Below are 17,987 nucleotides of genomic sequence, written 5' to 3'. Positions count from 1 at the left end.
TGATTCTCTTCTCTTGATTCTCTCTTGATTCAATTGCTGATTGTTCTTCGATTCTCTGTCGATTCTTTGGTTCACCCTTCTCTCATACTCTCTTGACTCTCAGAACCGTCATAGACACACATTTTGTACCCTCAAATCCATTCTATGATGTTTCCCCTACAATCTACTCTCGAAGGTCATAGAAAGCCGTTTAGAGTATCATATATTTACCTTAGAATTGACTATAACAGTTTAGCGCTAGTTGTTTCTGAGAGTAGCAGTAGATCCTCTCCCTATGTATTTAACCAACAACAGCGGTTTGAGTAGGAGTGTGTTGGTTAAACGCAAGATGGTCAGAAGGAAACCGACTCTAGCTTCTCTTGAGAATCCTCAACAGAGATAGGTAGATATTCGCGGGTTTGCTTAGCACTGGAATGATTAAGCCTATCTGAAATTGTCGTAATAGTCTGTCCGTCTTTCCATAAGTGCATACCGTGTCCTCTTCGAAAGGCATGGGCTGTAATCTTGTATCTATTTCCCTCATCTTGGGTTTGACCTATCACTTCCTGCATACCCGCTTTCTCTGCTGTTCTCTTGATTACCTTATTCGGGGTTTGTCGATGCATCTTCTCAGCTCTATTTGTGAGAAAGAGATAGTCTGATTCTTCAGCATACGAGAATGCATCCCGGTATCCACCGTTGATATATTGATCTAGATACCAAGCCGTTGTCTCTGGTATCCACAAAGAAACTTTTTCGTCAGTTTTCGAGACATAGATTTTCTCAAGCCGATTTTCTTCGAGATTGATCTCATCCACTTTGAGATGAACAATTTCCGAACACCGTAATCCGGTGGTCCACATTAGCCGAAGCAAAGTTTCGTTCCTGAAAGCGGGAGATGTTATATTATCACAGAGTGTTTCCAAGTCGTCTTTTGAGACATAATACTGTCGCTTGTCCTTGGATTCTCGGCTTTCTTTGGGGAGATAATTTTGTTTGGTTTTGTTTTCTCTTTCTTCAAGCAGTTCAAATGGATCCTCTTCGAGGAAGGCATAACCATTCAGGAGGCCAGAAGATAGCTGTTGATAGAGACGAGACACCCATGTCCACCGACCAGAAATCGTCTCTCTAGCGTATCCTTCGTTCCTAATAGCCTCAAAATAGCTGTTAACCATTCGTGCATGCATCTCCGAATTACCATCCGTAGGAAACGTTCCCTGTTTCTCTTGGCAAAATTTCAGGTAATGGAGTATCCCTGTCTTTGTCTTCCGGTATGAGTTATACTCTAGTTTAGTTTCCAAGTCATGGAGGACGTGAGCAATTTCATCAGGTACTTCTATCTCTTCGCTCCCCCGTTTCCCAGTGGTGAAAGTTTCTACCATAGTCTAATCCTCCTTATAATAGCGGACAGCCCCGGGTTCAGAGCCAATACTTTCCTTCACAACACCCATTTCTTCGTTCATTTCCTCAAGTACATTCGAAACCGTAACGTGATCCACCGGACCACCGATTTTATCAGCGATTTTATGCGGAGATTGTGGACTACTTACGTTCTTAACTGGTAGAGCCGCAAAGATTTCCGAACGGATATGTTTGTCCGGTGGTCCTCTCCCTTCGATTTCTGTTTGTAAATCTTCCACCGTATGATTAAGAGAGGTAAGCTGTTGCTGGGATTGATTGAACATTTCCTTTAGTTCGGCGATATCCTTGCTTGGAGCTTGTTGAGTTGGTGACGGGGAACCGTTAGAATCAGATATTTCTTTCTCAACCGATTGCCGGATTAAATCAGTCATAGAGCTATACCGAGGATTATCTTCTAAATAGTTCTCCCAGTTCTCAGCCTTCTCAGACTTGATTTTGATATTGAATTGCTTTCGGTCAGTCATGAGATATTTTGTCTTTCGGAATCCTCACTTATAGAATTTTGGTATAGTCTACATTCAGACGTTGACCGTCGCGTACTAGTACCCCGGAACCGGGGCGATCGGCAACCCGGCCGGGAGCGCCCCGAGCCGCTCGCCGAGGGCCCGTTTCCGGGCACGTTCGCCGCCCGTCTCGATCCCGTCGGCGAGAACGTTCTCGAGTTCGTCGCTGTACTCGGTTCGGGTCCGCTCCTGGACGGCTGTCGTTGTCGCCTTCCGCGGTCGGGCCGATTCTTCTTCGAGTACTGTCTCGAGTCTCGTTCGGAGCCGCAGTTCGAGCCGATCGGCCGAAACCGTCCCCGAAACCTCCGTCGACGCCCGCTCGATCGTCGTTCCGTCCGTGAGCCGCAACGCCTCGGTCGCACTCGAGCCGTCGTGAGCGAGCGCCGCCCGGGCCTCGTGTTCGGCGACGCCGGCGTCGACCATCTCGGCGATCAGTTCGCCGCGTACGTGCGCTGTCGCGGCTTCGACCTCGCCTTCGAGCCGATCGCGCTTCGGGCCCTCGTCGACCGCCGCCAGCGTTCGGGCCGCCGTCGACAGGGGGACGTGTTCGGTACCGAGAAACGGGATCCGTCCGACGATTCCGCTCGCGACCTGATCGTGTGGTGACGTAAAGAGGTTCACCGTCCGTGTCGAGAGCGGATACACCGTTCCGCCGCCGCGTTCGTCGATCCGGTCGCGGGACACCGCTCGCGTCGTGAGATACGACGGCGCGGTATCGACCGCAAGCGAGAGGTTGCCGGCCGGATCGGACAGCGGTTCAGGGTCGGGACGACGGGCGGCTCTGTGCGCCGCGAGGGCCCCGTCGAGTCGGTCGGTGCCGAGGTACTCGCCGAGTGCGTCCTCGATCCCGTTTCCGGTCCTGTCGTCGATCGACTCCCGTTCCCGCAGTTCCGCCCCCAGCGCGTCGAGATACCGGCGCTGTCCGGCACGGAGGGTCCGTTCTGCCGGCGTCGGACCGGGGGGAGCGAAAAACCGTCCGTCTTCGGAGAGTTTCTCCCGCAGCCGCCGGGCGGGGTCCGCCCGTCCGGTCCCGACCGCCGTCGCTGGCAGCGTCACCGACACGTCCCGGGTTTCCTCCCGGAGCGTCGCCAGTTCGGATTCGACGGTTTCGCGGTCGAATGCCGGCCGCGATTTCGCCGTCGCTTCCGGCCAATCCGTTCGCCCGTCAGCCGCGGTTTCGGCGACGACCCGGAACCCGCCGGCATCCGCAAGCGCTCTCTCGGCCGCGCGGTCGGCGGCCGACTGTAGGTGACCGTCGAGCCGACCGCGGGGAACGCCCTCGATCGGTTCGGTGCGAGCCTGGACGGCCACTCCCACCCGGTAGGTCCGCTTCCGGACGTCTCTCGTTACCGTCGTCTCGTTGCCGCGGACCCATCGCCTTCGCGTCGTCTCCGTCTCGATGCGGGCCTCGACCGTGTGGGCCCGCTCGATGACCGTCGCCAGCTCGTCATCGCCGGTCACGCCGACGAGGTCGGCGAACGCACGATCGGCCGACGCGTTGACGCCGACCGTGACGGTCGGATCGTCGGGTTCGTCCCGCCAGGTGCCGACGGGCTGGTCGGCCGGCGGGTCCGGACCGATATCGTCGGCAGTCTCTAAAACGACGTCCTGCCACTCCTCGTCGCCCCCGACCCCGACGAGCATGTCGGTCGTCGCGACGCGCCGGCCGGCGGCTGCGGTCCCCCGGTGGCCGTCCGGATCCGCCTCGCCGAATGCTGCTCGCTGTTCGGCCAACAGCGCGTCGTTCGTCGCGAGTTCGACGTGGCGCGTCCCGAGGACGGTCGCGATGGGCGCACCACCGTATTGAGCGTACCCCCGCGTCCAGGCGATCGGATACAGCCGGGCGGTGAGTCGCCTGCCGAGTCCCTCACGAGTCACCGGCGCGTTCGCCCGCGTTTCGAACCGCTCGGTGCGGTCATGGAGCAAAAGCGCCGGGTTCGCGACGGTGAACGTCGGCGATCGCTCGATCGTCTCGACGGTCCGTCCGCCTCGGATCGCCGAAAGCGTTACACCGTCGATCTCGACCGACAGCGCGGCCTCGTCCGCGCCGGCTCGCTCTATTTCGACCCGCTCGATTGCGGTCCGATATCCCCGCGTCGTCGGTTCGACGCTCGGAAGCGAGACGCGGACCGTCGTATCCCCGTGGGTCGTTTCGGTTCCGTCGAGCCGTTCGATCGCGTACAAATAGATCCGAAGCCTGAGCGCGTCCCTGAACGGACGGTCGTCGTCAAGCGCTTGACCGGCGACGGTGTCGGCGGGTCGCGTGACGGGCGCCGACGCGGTCTTCGTTGCGGCCTCGTCGGCTGCCGCCCGCAGTTCCGTCGTCGCGATCGCGGTCGCGTCGTCCATCGCCCGGTCGATATCGGGACGTTCCTCGCCGGTCTGGGGAACGACCGTCACGGCGAGCGTCGTGCTCGTGAGCACGAGCAGTACGCCGACGAGCGCGAAGGGGACTCTTCCTCTGTCGTTCACGCTTCCCACCGCCTGACGACGAGTTCGACGTTGTTTCCCGTCCAGTCGCTTTCGGCCTCGGCCGGCGATCCGTAGCTCTCCCGTAGATCCGATTCGAGCCGGTCTGTGAGTGCGTCCGCGAGCCGTTCGTTCGCCCGTCGGGACGACGCGTCCGCGAGCTCGTCCTCGATATCCACCCCGAGTGTCCCGGCGACGGCCCGATACCGGGCCGCCGTCCGCTGTGCGGTCCGGGCATCGACGAGCGCGATCCGGGTCCGTTCCGGCGGGAACAGCCGCCTCAGGTACGCTGTCGCGAACGAAGCCGCGATCGCCTCGAACGACCTGTCCGAACGCGGCTCCCGTAGCCCGCTATCGATCTCCCACCGATTCACCGACACGTCGGCCGTCGACGGCGGCTCGGGCCCGACCGTGAGCTGCCCCCGCAGGGACGCTTCGGGATACGGCCGCCACCGGGCGGTGATGTGGGTCCGCTCGGGGATATCCCTTCGAACCGTCCGCCGAACCGCGTCCGGGTACGTCGATGCCCCGACCCGCTCGCCGTCGTAGGATGCGCCGACGATCGCCGCCGCTGTCAGGTGTCCCGCCAGCGTATCGTGTGTTTGCCGCCCGTCGGTAGCCGGAACCGACGCGGTAACGGTACCGATCGATTTCGCGACCGTATCCCGCTCGGAGTCCGATCGTTCGTCCGCTCCCGGGACCGCGAACACGAGCGTCGTTACCGCGACGCCGACGAGCAACAGACAGACCGACACGTCGAGGACCGTACTCACTGCACGGGCCATACACACACCTCCAATCGCCCCGGGCGGACCTGTCCGGGGGCGATTCGGACGCTGACCGAACGGACGGTACAGTCGGCGGAGTCGACGCGTGGGGGGCCGCCGGTCCAGACCGAACCTTCAGCACGCACCGTTGCGTTCAGTCCGTAGCCGGTCGGACGTGCTGCGGCGACGGCGTCGGCGATCGGCGGGTCGAGAACACCGAACGAGGAGCTTTCGGCGACGAGCCGGTCCGCCACGGCCGGCGTGATCTCGCTGTCGCTCGAGAGCAACGGGAGCGTCGTATCGAGGACGCCGGCGTACAGCGACAGGCCGAGACCGAGCGCGAAGACGGCGACGAGCGCCGCCAGCGGTTCGGTCTGTGCTTTATCCGACGAGGACGACATCGGTTCCCTCCCAGTTGACGCGACGGACGAGGAGCCGGTCCGTCTCCTTCCAGTGCGGTTCGGATTCGCGCGCCTTTCGCGCAGCGTGTTCGAACGCCGAGGGCGTCACGAAGACTGCCCCCGGCGGCTCACCGTGGAGGACGGCATCGAGCTTCGAATCGCTGGAAACAGGTGTCACGGGTCCGTATCCGAACGCCGCGTGTGCCGTTCCGCCGGGGCCCCGAAGCGATACCGAGTCGGTGCCGACACGGACTGTCTTCGCGTTCGAAAGCGGATGTTTCTCGACAGCCGCGTGATCGCTTGCGGCGACGCTATCGACGGTCCGTGCGCTCCCGTCGGCGTCAGGCGGTACCGCCGACGGGAGACCGCCCGCGACTCCGAGCGTTGCGCCGCTGACGGCCGCGAGCCCGATCCAGACGTACCACGCATCGAGCGGGGCCTCGAACATGGGACGTCTGGCCGACCCTTTAGTTATAAACCTCCGGAGACGGCGGCAGTCACCGTGACGGCGACGAGATACGTCACGGTCGCCGTACAGAGCGCGGCGCCGACCCGGTAACCGACCGTCGCTCGATCCAGCCCGCGCTGTAGCCCGGTCGCGATACCGGTGAGTATCACTGAAAGGAGCAGGACGTACACGCCGATCGCGAGCCCGAGCCCGGCCGTCTCGGGTGTACTGCCGTCGAGCGCTTCTGTCGTCCCGACGCTGTCGGCGAGTGCGACGGTGGCGCCGCCGACGAGCGGGCCGAAGAACGCCGCCGTGTTCGAAAGCGTCGATGTCACACGCCCGAGACTCCGTCTGGCCTCCCGTTCGACGCGCTGTAGTTCGTCGAGGTGATCCGCCGTCTCGATGAGCGCCCGACCGGCCGGCGGACCGGCGCCGGCGGCCATCCCGAGCAGCCGGGCCGCGCTCTCGGCCCGCTGGCTCGGGATCGCCTCGAGCGCCCCGTGGTCGCCGACGAAGGCTGTCTCGATGCCGACCCGGAGCTGGCGCTGTCGTCTGGCGGCCGCCTCGAACGTCTCGCCGGCGACCCCTTCGAGTTCCGCGGCGGCGTCTGCGACGGCCCGCTCGACGGCGATCCCGTCGGCGACCCGTCGCCCGACGAGATAGAGCGCGTCCGGCAACGCCTCCTCGAGTTCGTCGGTCCGCTCCCGCACCAATACCACCGGTCGGTATCGGACAAAGAGTCCGCCCCCGATCCCGAAGCCGAGCGCCGCAAGCGGCGGCGTCCATGGGGCGAACACGAGGGATGCCGTGATCCAGCCGATCCCGCCGGCGACAGCGGCGACAGCGCCCGAGAAAAACAGGCGTGTAGCGTCTTCGCCCGCCGCCGTCGGGGGGAACGCGACCGGCCGTTTCGCGAGCAGCCAGCCGCCGACACAGACGAGTCCAGCCGGGAGCAGGACGTCGTACAGGACGACGATGACCGAAAGCGTTGCTTCGAGCCCCGCGGCTCCCGCAGCGGGCAATACGCTGACGAGCGCAAGCGGCAGGAGGACGCCGAAGGCATACACCGCGGTCGACGGACCGCGCAGCGAGTCGGCCGCGTCGGTCGCTCGATCCCGCGTCCCATCGAGGATCGCGTCCATCGATCTATCGAGCGTCCGATCGCGCTCCTCGGGTGGTGCGGCGGCAGCGGCCTCCACGAGCGTTATCGAGCGGTGGAGCGCCGGGAAGCGCTCCCGCCAGGTATCCGCGAACGAGTTCAACCCCGAAAACGGCGTCCCGCGGGCGCGGGCGACGTGATCGGCGAGTCGGTCCCCGAGCCGACCGTCCGTCCCGGCGGCGAACTCGGCTGCTCCCTCGGCAGTCGGCATGATCCGCATCCGGAGGACGGCGCGGCTCACGATCGTCGGCGCCGTCCCGAGCGTTCGGCTCCGCCGTGCGTTCCCGACCGCGACGATCCCGCCCCGCGTGAGGAGCGCGCTCCCGTAGCCGACGGCCAACGCGACGAGAAGCAGCGACGGCGCGCCGACGAGCACGACGGCCACCCCGAGACAGAGCCCGACGACGGCGCCGATCCCGTCGGTCACGGCGACGATCCTCTCGGGATCGCTATCGATGAACGGCTCGACGTCCCGGACGGAATCCGGCACCGACGACCGCGGTGACAGTCGTTCGAGCCGTCGAACCGGCCCTTCGAACACTGCTATCTTCCCTCCAGTTCGGCCTGCCGGCGTTCGATCTCTCGACGCACGTCCGGCGGCTCCTCCATCGGCCCGCAGAACGGTTCGAGCGTATCCTCCTCGGTCAGCCGATCGATCCCGCCGTCGGCGTCATAGAGGCTGTCGAATCCGAGCCCGGTAGCTCCCCGCCGGACCGCTTCGATCGCCCTGAGTCGTCGTTTCCGTCCGCCGCCCTCGTCGTAGGCCTCGACCGTCACGACGAGATCCGTGTCCGCGAAGGCCGACTCCGGGACGCCGAGATCGGTGACGACGCGCTCGCGAACCGATTCGCCGTCGCCGCCGTGGATCGTCCCGAGGACGGTCCCGTCGGCGGCCCCGACACGCATCGCTTCGTAGAGCACCTGTGCCTCCTCGCCGCGGACCTCGCCGACGACCAGGGCTCCGTCCCCGAGCCGGAGGGCGGTCCGGAGCGCCTCGGTCGCCTCGATCGACGCGCCGCCCTCGGTCGAAACCCGGAGCGGCTGGACGTCTCGACCCTCAGTCTGTAACTCCGAGACCGGGAGTTCGGGTGTATCCTCGATGGCGACCGTCCGGATGTCGGCCGGAATCTCCCACAGCAGTGCGCCGAGCAGCGTCGTCTTTCCGGCGCCGCGTGCGCCGGCCAGAAGCGTCGCCGCCCCGCGTGCGGTCACGACCGCGAGAAACGCGGCGGATCCGGCCGGAAGCGTCCCGTTGTCGACCAGATCGGCCAGCCGAAACGCCGACTCGTCGTGGGCGCGGAACGTGAACCCCGTGCCGTCGCTGACCGGATCGGTGACACCGGCGACCCGGATCCGGCGGCCGGAGGCGTCGGCCGTCGCGGCGAGGGTCGGATCGGCCTGCGAGAACGCCCGTCCGCTCGATCTCCGGAACCGCGAGGCGAGCGCTGCGGCACCCGCCTCGGTGAGTCGCACGTTCGTCCGGAGCGTCTCGCCGTCACAGCGGACGCGGATCCGGTTTTCCGTCACCGGCGCGGTCGCAAAGGCGTCCGTGATGTCCGGGTCGGCAAAGCAGTCCTCGAGGACGCCGAGCCCGCGGGTGTGTTTGGTGAGCGTGGCGGCGAGTGTCCCGACGGGCTGGTCGTCGTCCGCGACCGACCGCACGGCGCGTGAGGGGGCCCGCTCGCCGCCGGTGACCACCCCACGGGCCAGCCGACGGTGGGCGGCCGCGAGCGTCGCCGTCGCGTCGGCGTCGAGCCGGTGTTCGGCGGGCGTGAGGTGGTACGTTCCGATCGGATCGCCACCGTACTTGCGGATCACCGCTCCGGTGTCGAGTTCGTATCGGTCGACGAGCGTCACGCCGGCGGGCGGCCGGGTCGCGATCCGCGACCGGGCAACCGTCGGCCCGACGTGTGGGCGCAACGCCGTCGCGTAGTCGGCGCCGAGAAACGCCGAAAGTCCCGTATCCGCGACGAGTCGGGCGAGCCGCTCCTCGCGGCCGACAGCCGCTTCCGCGGCGCCGAGCGGATCCTCCCGCGCCCTCTCGGCAAGCGCTCTGTCGTGGAACCCGACGGCGTCGGCGAAACGGCCGGCGGCGACGAGCAGGCCGGCGGCCCCGTCCTCGTAGGCCCGCTCGAACCCGTCCGCTCGTGTACAGACCGACTCGACGTCCTGTCGCTCCAGCGCCTCGATTACGGTCTGTCGACACGCCGGCTCCTCGGTGAGCCGCCCCGCTCCGGGACAGCCGTCGCTTTCGACCCGGAGCCGGTCGGCCTCGAACGTCGGCTCACAGCTACAGTCGGCATCCGATGACAGCAGTCGGGCAAACACGGGGCGTCTGGCCGCGGCTTCGGATTTAAACCTCCGGTCCCACCGGGCGGGCGAACACGACGGCGGCGCCGTCGATCCGAACGAACGAGAGCCGGAGGCGGAGACGGTCGGCCGCCACGATCGGTGTCTTGACCCGTATCGGAACGGGCGGATCGACGGTATGGTTCCGCCCGCCAGCCGGTTCCCAGTGCAGTTCGTCGTCACGGATCCGGACCCGACCACGGTTCGCGAACGTCGGTTCCGGAACGTCGACGACGACCGTCGTCGCGGCCGGCTTCCTGTCCGGAGCGATCGGATCGTTCTCGGTTACGAGCCGCTCTGCGGCGTCGCCGACCGACTCGAGTTCGTCGGTCGCGAGTGCGGCGTTTCGCTCCCGATCAACCCGCTCGGCGGCCGGGAGGCCGAGCCCGAAAAGCGCAGCGGAGACGACGACTGCCAGGACGACCCGGATCACAGCCGGTTCCGGAGTCGGACGAGCGGGGACGTTCCGTCCCTTCCGTCGCCGCCATCGTCGGCGTCGTCGACCTCCCCGGGGGCGACGTGTCGCTCGACGGCTTCGGCCGTCCGTAGCGCGCGGTCGGCCCGCTGTTCGATCTCCTCGTTGACCGCCCGGACCGAACCGATGTACCCCCGGAGCGCCTGGACGGCGGCCTCCAGTTCCGCGATCCGCGTTTCCAGTTCCGCCAGCCGGTCGTCTCGTTCGATCGGTTCCTCGTCGGTCAGGGCACGTTCGACGGCGTCGAGCCTGCGCTCGACGGTATCGCGGTCGTGATCTTTCGGCGGCACGCGAACGGATGCCTCGCTCTCGGATAAAAAGGGGCAGTTACAGCAGCGACGCGCCGTCGAAGTCGCCCCGGTCGATATCGACATCGAGGGCCTCCAGCAGAGTCGGCGCTATGTCGTAGAGGTCGGCGTTCTCGACCGACGCCTCCGGGTCGTCGATGAAAAGACAGGCGTCCCCGAAGCTGTGCATCCCGTTCCGTGGGCCGGTATCGAACACCTTCTCGTCGCCGCCGAACCCCGCCTTCAGATCGAACCCCTGGTTCGGAATGACGACGAGATCGGGGGCGATAGCGTCGTGATCTCCCCGGAAGGCGTCCTCGCTCGTGACCACCCGGTCGGCAACCGGCCGTCCGTTGGGCCCCTCGAGCGCTTCGAGTTCGGCCTTGAGTTCGGCTCGCACCGACTCGTAGTCGTCTTCCGGGACGGAGCCGCGTGGCTCTCTGCCCTCCAGGTTGAGGTAGAACCGCCCGGGGATGAGCGAGTACGCACGGGTGTCGTCGGCGATATCGCCGAGGTTCTCGTGGTCGTCGTCCTCGAAGGAGAGCCACCCGTTCTCTTCGAGCCAGACGTTGCATTTGACTTCGTAATCCAGCGGCATGAACCCGTGATCGGAGGCGACGACCATCGTCGTCTCCTCGTCGAGCAGCCCCCGGAGAACGCCGAGATACTCGTCGAGTTTCTCGTAGAACCCGAGGAACTCCTCTTTGTACTCGCTGTCCTCGGCGTAATTTTTGAACAGAAAGTGATTCACGCGGTCGGTCGTCATGAACACCCCGAAAAAGAGGCTCCAGTCGTCCTCCTCGATGTAGTGTTTGAACGCCTCGAAGCGGGCGTCGAGCGTCCGGTGGGCGTCCTCGATGAATTTATCCTTGTCGTCTTTGTGGCCGAGTTTGGCGTTGACGTCGATCTTGTAGTCGAGATCCTCGAGCGTCGCCCGGAGTTCGTCCGGGTAGGCCGCCTTCTCGACGCCCGGCGAGAGGAAGCCGCTGACCATCCGCTGGACGTCCCTGTCCGGCGGGAACGTCACGGGGACGTTCATAACCGTCGCCTCGCCGCCGGCGTCGTCGACGCGGGACCACAGTCTCGTAGCTTGGACGTCTTGGCCCATCGGTACGTAGGTGTCGTAGCTCCCGACCTCCCGATCCTGGAAGCCGTAGACGCCCGTCTCGCCGGGGTTGACGCCGGTCGTGAGCGCGGGCCAGCAGGCGCTCGATTCCGGCGGAACGATGGAGTCGATCGAGCCGCCGGTGGCCATGTCGTGGAGGTTCTCGAACGTTTCCTCGTTGTCAGCGATCAACGAGTACGGCACGCCGTCGATGCCGAAGAAGGCGACCCGTGGCCCGTCGTCGCCGCGAAGCCGATCGAACAGTCCCATATGCCCGTCTGGGAGAGGCGACTACAAGAAGTTTCGTTTCATCCCGTAGATACGACGGCGATCACCGACCCCGGAAACCCTTTCCGGGACCGACGGTCGGCTACCCTTCCGATCGGCCGTCGTCGGCACCCGGATCGAAGTTCTCCGGAATGACCGTGAGATGACGAATCCCGAACGTGTCGTGCTCGGCAGTGTTCATACAGGATGGTACGATCTCCCCTGTAAAGTATCATTCCATAATCATAACGTATCCGCGGCTGAGAGATATTCTCGAGAGGAATATCGGGGGAAAAGAGGGGGAATACTGGACTTCTTCGGTATTACTAAAGGGAATATCCCTCTATCCGAACTGCTTCGTGTAGAGTTCCTGGGCGTGTTCGATTGCGTCCATCGCCGCCTGTCGGTCCTCCCAGCCCTGCGTCTCGACCTCCTTGCCCTCCTCCAGGTTCTTGTAGGTCTCGAAGAACTCGTCGATCTCGTCGAGTGTCTGCTGGGGGATGTCCTCGATGTCCTCGAGGTGATCGTATCGGGGGTCCTCGGAGGGGACGGCGATGACCTTGTCGTCCTGCTCGCCGTCGTCGTCCATCTTCATGAGCGCGATCGGACGCGCCTCGATGACACAGCCGGGGAACGTCTGATCTTCGACCAACACGAGCACGTCGAAGGGGTCCTCGTCGTCGTAGTACGACTGCGGGATGAAGCCGTAATCCGACGGGTAGTGGACGTTCGAGTGGAGCACCCGATCCAACACGACGCCGGGTATGTCCTTGTCGTACTCGTATTTGTTGCGTTCGCCCTTGAGACACTCGACGACGGCGTAGATCTCTTCGGGGGCGTTCGGCCCCGTCTCTAGGTCTTCCCACAGGTTTGCGCCGGCCATACCCGATCATGGAACTGACGGGCGCAAAGAGCTTTCGACACGCGACCGTTCCGTTACGGATCCGTCGACCCGACCGTCTCGAAGATCAGCTCCATCGATCGATCGAGCCGCTCGCGCTGTTCGTCGCTCGGCCACGCGTTCCGGGGGAAATACTCCTGACGGAACTCCTCACGTTCGGCTGCTGTCGCGTCCTCGATCGGCTTCGCGTAGTGGTTGCTCATAAACGCCGCGAACGCCGACGCCGTCTCGCCGTGAACGTCGCCGTGGTGCGCCTCGACTGTCGCCGCGATCGATCGGTTGTGTTCGTCGATCTCGTCCCAGTTTTCTCCCGTTCCGGGACCGGACAGCGAACGCTCGATCGCGCGGTCCGTATCCTCGATCCGGTCGAACCGAACCGTTCCGTCCTCGACCCACTTCGTCGGGTAGAGGACCAGCGTCGAACCGGTGTCGTCGTTCCGGATCCGCGCCTCGTATCCGTGGCGTTCGAGGAGTTCGGCCCGCTCCTCACGGTAGGCGTTCCGTTCGTTTTCGTCGACCGCTGCGCGTGCGCGCCGGGAGAGGGTCACGACGCGATCGATCACCGCTTTCGGGATCGGATCCTCGTCACTCATCGAGGGCCTCGTTGGCGAGTTCGTCCGCGCGATCGTTTATCTCTCTCGGAACGTGATCGATCGACCACTCCCCGATCTTCGTCAGGAGTTCCCGGGCACGGAGCCGCTTTTCGCGCAGCGCCGGATCGTTCACGTCCCACTCGCCGCGGACCTGCTTGACGACGAGCTGGGAATCCCCTCTGATCCGGAGTTCCTCGAAGCCGTACTCCGTAGCTGCCTCGAGTGCACTGACGAGCGCCTCGTATTCGGCCTGGTTGTTCGTCGCCCGGCCGATCCGCTCGGAGCCTTCCGCGACGATGCCGTCGTCCGTGACGATGATCCATCCGACAGCGGCTGGACCGGGGTTTCCGCGTGCGGCCCCGTCGAAGTAGACGTGGGCCCGTCCGCCACCGTCCTCGAGCAGGCCGGCGAGCCGCGTCGGATCGCTCCCCTGGACGACGACGCTGTCCTCGTAGGCGACGGCTGTCGCTCCCCCGTGTTCGGCCCGCCACAGTTCATGCTCCGTGTTCCCGGGTCGGACGTCGATCCCTTCGGCCGCCAGCCGATCGCGGGCCGCGTCGGGATCGCAGTCGATGACCGGCATACATCGGGCTTCGGGTAGCCGGGGTTAGCTGTTCCGGTCCTCCCGGCGGTCCGCGTCCGTCCGCGCCCGAACGACTATTAGGAGCCGAGATCCAACGCCGAACATGAACCTCGAGGAGTACGTCGACGGGCTCGATCGCGAGGAGTCCATCGAGGTTCGCAAACTCGCCGAGGAGAAATCCTACGCGATCACGGAGTACCTCGACGACGCGCGGACGCGACTCGACGAGACGCTTTCGGGGGCGACGATGGTCGGATCGACGGCCCCCTCGGTGTTCGTCGGCCGCTCGCGGTATCCTGACGTCTCCGCCGGCCTGCTCGCGCCGGTCGGTGACGAGGCCGACGCCGCCGACTACGCGACGACCAGCGAGTGGTACCGTCAGGGGTACAGTATCGACGACGTCTTCCAGCGACGAACCGGGCTGTTGAACTCCACGCGCCGGTCGAACGTCGACGTCCACGACGTCTGGGACGGGTTCGTCGGCACCCAGCGGGAGGTCGCCATCGCGGATCGCCCGGTCGATATCGAACTCGGGTTGGACGACTCGCCCGGGTTCGATCTCGACGGCTCCCTCGAAGACATCGCGGCACCGAGGGGTCCCCGGGCGAGCGCCGACACCGCCCGGGTGACGGAGAACCCCTCGGTGCCGCGGGCGATCGAGAAGACGCTCTCGGACGACGACTGGCGGGCCGAGGGGGCGATCACGTACCTCTACCGCCGTGGGTTCGACGTCTACGAGATCAACAACGTCCTGTCGGTCGGCGCGCTCGGGCGAGGGGAGAACAGACGGCTCGTTCCGACGCGGTGGTCGATCACGGCCGTCGACGACACTGTCGGTCAGTACCTCCGCGGGACGATCCGAAACGCCCCGTCGATCGACCGGACGCTCGTGTGGCACAACAGCTACATGGGCAACGAGTACTGGATCGTCGCCGCCCCCGGCGACTGGGAGTTCGAGCTTCTGGAGCTGAAAGCGCCGGGGAGCATCTGGAATCCCGATCCGGACGGTCGGCTGTATATGGCCGCGGACAGCGAGGGATACGAGGGTCGGACCGGGTACGTCGAGGAGACGGCCGGCGCGTACTACGCAGCCAGACTCGCCGTCCTCGAGGAACTCGCCGACCGCGACAGGCAGGCGACCGTGTTCGTGACCCGTCACGCCACCAGCGAGTACTGGGCACCGGTCGGCGTCTGGCAGCTCCGTGAATCGATACGGGACGCGTTCGCGACCGAGCCGGCCGTCGCGGAGACGTTCCACGGGGCCGTCCGGAAACTCGTCCCGAAGTTGCCGGTCTCGATGGCGGATCTCCGGCGGAAGTCGACGCTCGCGGCCGGAATCCAGAGCGATCTCTCGACGTTCGGCGGCGGGATCGGCGGCGATTGAACGCTCGCCCGGGAGAAACCACTTAACCGACCGCGTGGAAAGGACACGACGAGGGATGCTGCTCATCCTGTGTGTCGACCTGGACGATGATCTCGGCCGGAAGACGTCGTTCGAGACGCCCGTCGTCGGCCGCGAACGCGTCGAATCGGCCGCCGTCGCGTTAGCGACCGCTGATCCCGAGGATTCCGACGTGAACGTCTGTTTTCAGGGCGTCCATCTCCACGACAGCATCGACGACGAGTCCGTCGAGGTGGCCGTCGTCACCGGAACGGCGAAAGCCGACGTCTCGGCCAACCGGAAGGTCGGTGAGGAGGTCGATACGGTCCTCGCGTCGCTGTCGACCGGCGAGGACGTCCGGGCGATCGTCGTCACCGACGGCGCACAGGACGAAAGCGTGTTGCCGGTCATCCGGTCGCGCGTCCCGATCGACGGTGTCCGGCGGGTCGTCGTCAGGCAGGCGCAGGATCTCGAATCGATGTACTACACGTTCAAGCAGGTGCTTGCGGACCCCGAGACGCGCGGGACGATTCTGATCCCGCTCGGTATCCTGCTTCTCATTTATCCGATCTCGATCGCCGCCGAGACGCTCGGATTACCCGGCTCGACGCTGGGGGTCATCTCGGCGCTTTTGGGGCTGTACGTGCTCTTCCGCGGGCTCGGTCTCGAGGAGACGATCGACGAGACGCTGGAACGGATCCGTGTCGGGCTCTTCTCCGGGCGGATCCAGCTCATCACGTACGTCGTTGCAGCGGCGCTGATCGTCGTGGGGGGACTCGGCGGCACAGAGGCGATCGGGACGCTCCTCGGACCCGATCCCGAACCGATTCAGGCGGCGGCCGCGTTCGTCTATGGAGCCGTCCAGTGGGCCGCCGCGGCCGGCGTCGTCGCCGCACTCGGTCGGATCACTGACGAGTATCTCGCCGGAAGCTTCCGCTGGCGGTACCTCAACGCGCCGTTTTATGTCACCGCCATCGCCGTCGTGTTACACGGCCTGAGCGCGTTCTTTCTCCGGTTACCGTTCGCCGAACTGTCGTATCTCGCGGTGACGCTGACGACCGGCACGTTCATCGGTCTCGCCAGTACGCTGGCGTTCGCCGTCGCCGAACAGCGGTACCCACAGAACCGCGATCGGGAACTCGTCGGATAGGGGCAAACAGGTGGGAATCGCCGCCCGACGGCCCGTCCGCCACACTCCCGTTCGCGGACCGCCGGCGATCGGTCAGGACACGGGCATGCTGGTCCCGTCCCGGTATATAAACCGTGGCTCCGCTGCCGCCCCGACGCGTGCCCTACACCACTGCCAGGCCGGTGACGCCGGGTACGCCGAGCGACCGGTGTCGCCACCCGTCGCCGGCGTTCGCGAGGACGGTCCCGTCGTCGGTGACGGCGTAGACGCCTTCGGTGTAGGCGATACCGCTGATCGTCCCGTCGACCGGTAACTTGACGGCTGTCCACTCGTCGTCGGGTGTGGCCTTTCGGTACAACGTCTCCGCCGTGGCCGCGTGACTCCTCGTGCCGTCGCTGGCGACGACGGACGTATCGCCCTCGAAGTCACACATCCAGCCGTTCGCGAGATAATACAGTCCCGATCCCGTCGCGGCCAGCGGCGTTGCAGTCGTCGAGATGTCCCAGACGTCTTCGAGCCCGACGTGGGTTCCATCGAGCCGGTGGACGCCCGACCGGGCGGCGACCATCCCGCCGTCGATCGCCCGGACGTCCGCCACCTTTCCGAGTTGGTTCCAGTCGGTATCGTACCGGGCAACGTGGCCGTCACCGGCGGCGATGAGATCACCGTTTCCGTCGTATCCCACGGCGCTTGCGGTGCCGAACCCGGTTCCGTGGAACGTTCCGTCGGACCGAACGAGGACGTCCTCCGGCGTGCCGATCGCCAGCCGGCCGCCGGCGGCCGCGATGTCGGTCACTCTGTCCGTCCGCTCCAGCGAGAACCCCCCGACGATGTCGTCGGAGATCGAGACGCGAACGACACCTCGTTCGGTTCCGACGAACGCCGTCGTCGCGTCGCTCGCATCGGTGTAGACCCGCTTTTCGGAGAGGCTGATATCGTCGTCGCTCACGCGTTCGCTTCTCCGGGAACGGTTATACTTCCACCGAACGTTCGAGGGACCGATCGAAGACCCGTTCACCCCACGCGAGCGCGTCGTCATCCTCGGCGAAGACGGCCCCGATCAACACGCCAGTGTCGTAGCCGAACAGCCCGATCTCTTCGTCGTCGAACAGGACGACCGCGAACGCCAACTCCCCGTCGATCCGCCGGAGTTCGAGCCCGTCGGCCGCGGCCGCCGCCGCGAACCGATCGTACGCCGACCGAAGCCGCGAGACCGCGTCCGCCTCGAGGACGACCGTCGCGTTCTGTTCGTCCGCCTCGACGTTCTCGTGGAGGTCAGCTAGCAGCCGTGGCATCCCCGACGGCGAGACGATGCGGAGTCGATCCGCTCGCGATCCGGCCTCCGAGAGCCGATCGAACGGCCGCTCGGGAGCGTGCCGGCCCGGGACGACGATCCGTCCGCGCTCGAACAGCGACGGCGGGAACTGTCTGTCCTCGGGGAGCGTTTCGATCACCCGGCGGCCGGTATCGAGCCGGTGGAGGCGGGCGACGTACTCGTCGTGCCGTTGCCAGGCGAGCCGTCCGAATCCGGTAAGGACGTATCCGCCCGCCCGTTCGGTGACGAGATCGGCTTCGGTCAGTTCCTGGAGTGATTTATAAACTGTCGAGCGTGAAACACCGAGTTCGTCCCGGAGATCGCGCTGGTTTCTCGGCCCGTCCGCGAGCAGTTCGAGAAGCGGTGCGCGCTTGCGGAGGACGTCGGCGACTGTCCCGATCTCTCCCCGATCCCCGTTCGAGACAACCATTTCCCGCGTATACCGCCTTCGCCC

At 65.1% G+C, this 17,987-nt stretch carries 18 protein-coding genes; 2 read left to right on the top strand and 16 right to left on the bottom strand.

The genetic code is table 11. The annotated features are described in order from the left end of the window. Positions 1–332: 332 nt before the first annotated feature. The 14 genes from KM295_RS00305 to rnhA all read right to left on the bottom strand — a co-directional run bounded on the left by KM295_RS00305 (position 333) and on the right by rnhA (position 13,708). Positions 333–1,361 carry a tyrosine-type recombinase/integrase gene (locus tag KM295_RS00305; RefSeq protein ID WP_256027779.1) on the bottom strand — a complete coding sequence of 343 codons (1,029 nt, stop codon included), beginning with the start codon at positions 1,359–1,361 and terminating at the stop codon, positions 333–335. Positions 1,362–1,364: 3 nt separating this feature from the next. Then, positions 1,365–1,865, bottom strand: a complete 501-nt coding sequence (locus KM295_RS00300) for a hypothetical protein (RefSeq protein WP_256027778.1) — start codon at positions 1,863–1,865, stop codon at positions 1,365–1,367. 75 nt (positions 1,866–1,940) lie between these two features. Next, complete coding sequence (locus KM295_RS00295) at positions 1,941–4,376, bottom strand: DUF7286 family protein (protein ID WP_256027777.1); 2,436 nt, start codon at positions 4,374–4,376, stop codon at positions 1,941–1,943. Further along, positions 4,373–5,158, bottom strand: a complete 786-nt coding sequence (locus KM295_RS00290; protein WP_256027776.1) for a DUF7284 family protein — start codon at positions 5,156–5,158, stop codon at positions 4,373–4,375. The genes KM295_RS00295 and KM295_RS00290 overlap by 4 nt, the downstream gene beginning before the upstream one ends. Further along, positions 5,143–5,541 (bottom strand): DUF7285 family protein, encoded by a 399-nt coding sequence (locus KM295_RS00285; RefSeq protein ID WP_256027775.1) that lies wholly within the window; start codon positions 5,539–5,541, stop codon positions 5,143–5,145. Before KM295_RS00285 ends, KM295_RS00290 begins: the two co-directional genes overlap by 16 nt. After that, positions 5,522–5,989: a DUF7283 family protein gene (locus KM295_RS00280; protein ID WP_256027773.1), complete on the bottom strand. Its 468-nt coding sequence runs from the start codon at positions 5,987–5,989 to the stop codon at positions 5,522–5,524. The genes KM295_RS00285 and KM295_RS00280 overlap by 20 nt, the downstream gene beginning before the upstream one ends. A 23-nt stretch (positions 5,990–6,012) precedes the next feature. Beyond that, entirely contained in the window at positions 6,013–7,689 is a 1,677-nt protein-coding gene (locus KM295_RS00275; protein ID WP_256027771.1) for a type II secretion system F family protein, read from the bottom strand. A 2-nt stretch (positions 7,690–7,691) separates the two neighbouring features. Beyond that, a complete protein-coding gene (locus tag KM295_RS00270; RefSeq protein WP_256027764.1) occupies positions 7,692–9,476 on the bottom strand; it encodes an ATPase, T2SS/T4P/T4SS family in 1,785 nt (594 codons plus the stop codon). A gap of 25 nt (positions 9,477–9,501) precedes the next feature. Beyond that, positions 9,502–9,930, bottom strand: coding sequence for a DUF7311 family protein (locus tag KM295_RS00265; RefSeq protein WP_256027762.1), 429 nt, complete (start codon positions 9,928–9,930; stop codon positions 9,502–9,504). Continuing rightward, on the bottom strand, positions 9,927–10,262 hold the full coding sequence (locus KM295_RS00260; RefSeq protein WP_256027761.1) for a DUF7310 family coiled-coil domain-containing protein: 336 nt from the start codon (positions 10,260–10,262) through the stop codon (positions 9,927–9,929). Before KM295_RS00260 ends, KM295_RS00265 begins: the two co-directional genes overlap by 4 nt. Before the next feature lie 37 nt (positions 10,263–10,299). Beyond that, positions 10,300–11,634: an alkaline phosphatase family protein gene (locus KM295_RS00255; RefSeq protein WP_256027759.1), complete on the bottom strand. Its 1,335-nt coding sequence runs from the start codon at positions 11,632–11,634 to the stop codon at positions 10,300–10,302. Between the two features lie 340 nt (positions 11,635–11,974). Next, positions 11,975–12,514 carry an inorganic diphosphatase gene (locus KM295_RS00250; protein WP_256027752.1) on the bottom strand — a complete coding sequence of 180 codons (540 nt, stop codon included), beginning with the start codon at positions 12,512–12,514 and terminating at the stop codon, positions 11,975–11,977. Positions 12,515–12,567: 53 nt separating this feature from the next. After that, on the bottom strand, positions 12,568–13,125 hold the full coding sequence (locus KM295_RS00245; RefSeq protein ID WP_256027751.1) for a DUF7108 family protein: 558 nt from the start codon (positions 13,123–13,125) through the stop codon (positions 12,568–12,570). Beyond that, the gene (gene rnhA, locus KM295_RS00240) at positions 13,118–13,708 is read right to left on the bottom strand and encodes a ribonuclease HI (protein WP_256027749.1); all 591 of its coding nucleotides are present in this window, start codon (positions 13,706–13,708) and stop codon (positions 13,118–13,120) included. The genes KM295_RS00245 and rnhA overlap by 8 nt, the downstream gene beginning before the upstream one ends. A gap of 103 nt (positions 13,709–13,811) precedes the next feature. Between rnhA and nreA the strand changes: the two genes are divergently transcribed. Further along, positions 13,812–15,092 (top strand): DNA repair protein NreA, encoded by a 1,281-nt coding sequence (nreA, locus tag KM295_RS00235; RefSeq protein ID WP_256027747.1) that lies wholly within the window; start codon positions 13,812–13,814, stop codon positions 15,090–15,092. A 55-nt stretch (positions 15,093–15,147) separates the two neighbouring features. Continuing rightward, complete coding sequence (locus KM295_RS00230) at positions 15,148–16,239, top strand: DUF373 family protein (protein WP_256027746.1); 1,092 nt, start codon at positions 15,148–15,150, stop codon at positions 16,237–16,239. Positions 16,240–16,381: 142 nt separating this feature from the next. Here the strand turns inward: KM295_RS00230 and KM295_RS00225 are convergent, their stop codons facing one another. Both KM295_RS00225 and KM295_RS00220 read right to left on the bottom strand, forming a co-directional pair. Further along, positions 16,382–17,167, bottom strand: a complete 786-nt coding sequence (locus KM295_RS00225; protein WP_256027741.1) for an HVO_0234 family beta-propeller protein — start codon at positions 17,165–17,167, stop codon at positions 16,382–16,384. A 22-nt stretch (positions 17,168–17,189) separates the two neighbouring features. After that, on the bottom strand, positions 17,190–17,963 hold the full coding sequence (locus KM295_RS00220; RefSeq protein ID WP_256027739.1) for a helix-turn-helix transcriptional regulator: 774 nt from the start codon (positions 17,961–17,963) through the stop codon (positions 17,190–17,192). Positions 17,964–17,987: the final 24 nt, after the last annotated feature.

Source organism: Natronomonas aquatica, assembly GCF_024449025.1.
Taxonomy (GTDB): Archaea; Halobacteriota; Halobacteria; order Halobacteriales; family Haloarculaceae; genus Natronomonas; species Natronomonas aquatica.
The sequence above is the reverse complement of the archived record's forward strand: the minus strand, read 5'-3'. Positions and strand labels throughout refer to the sequence as shown.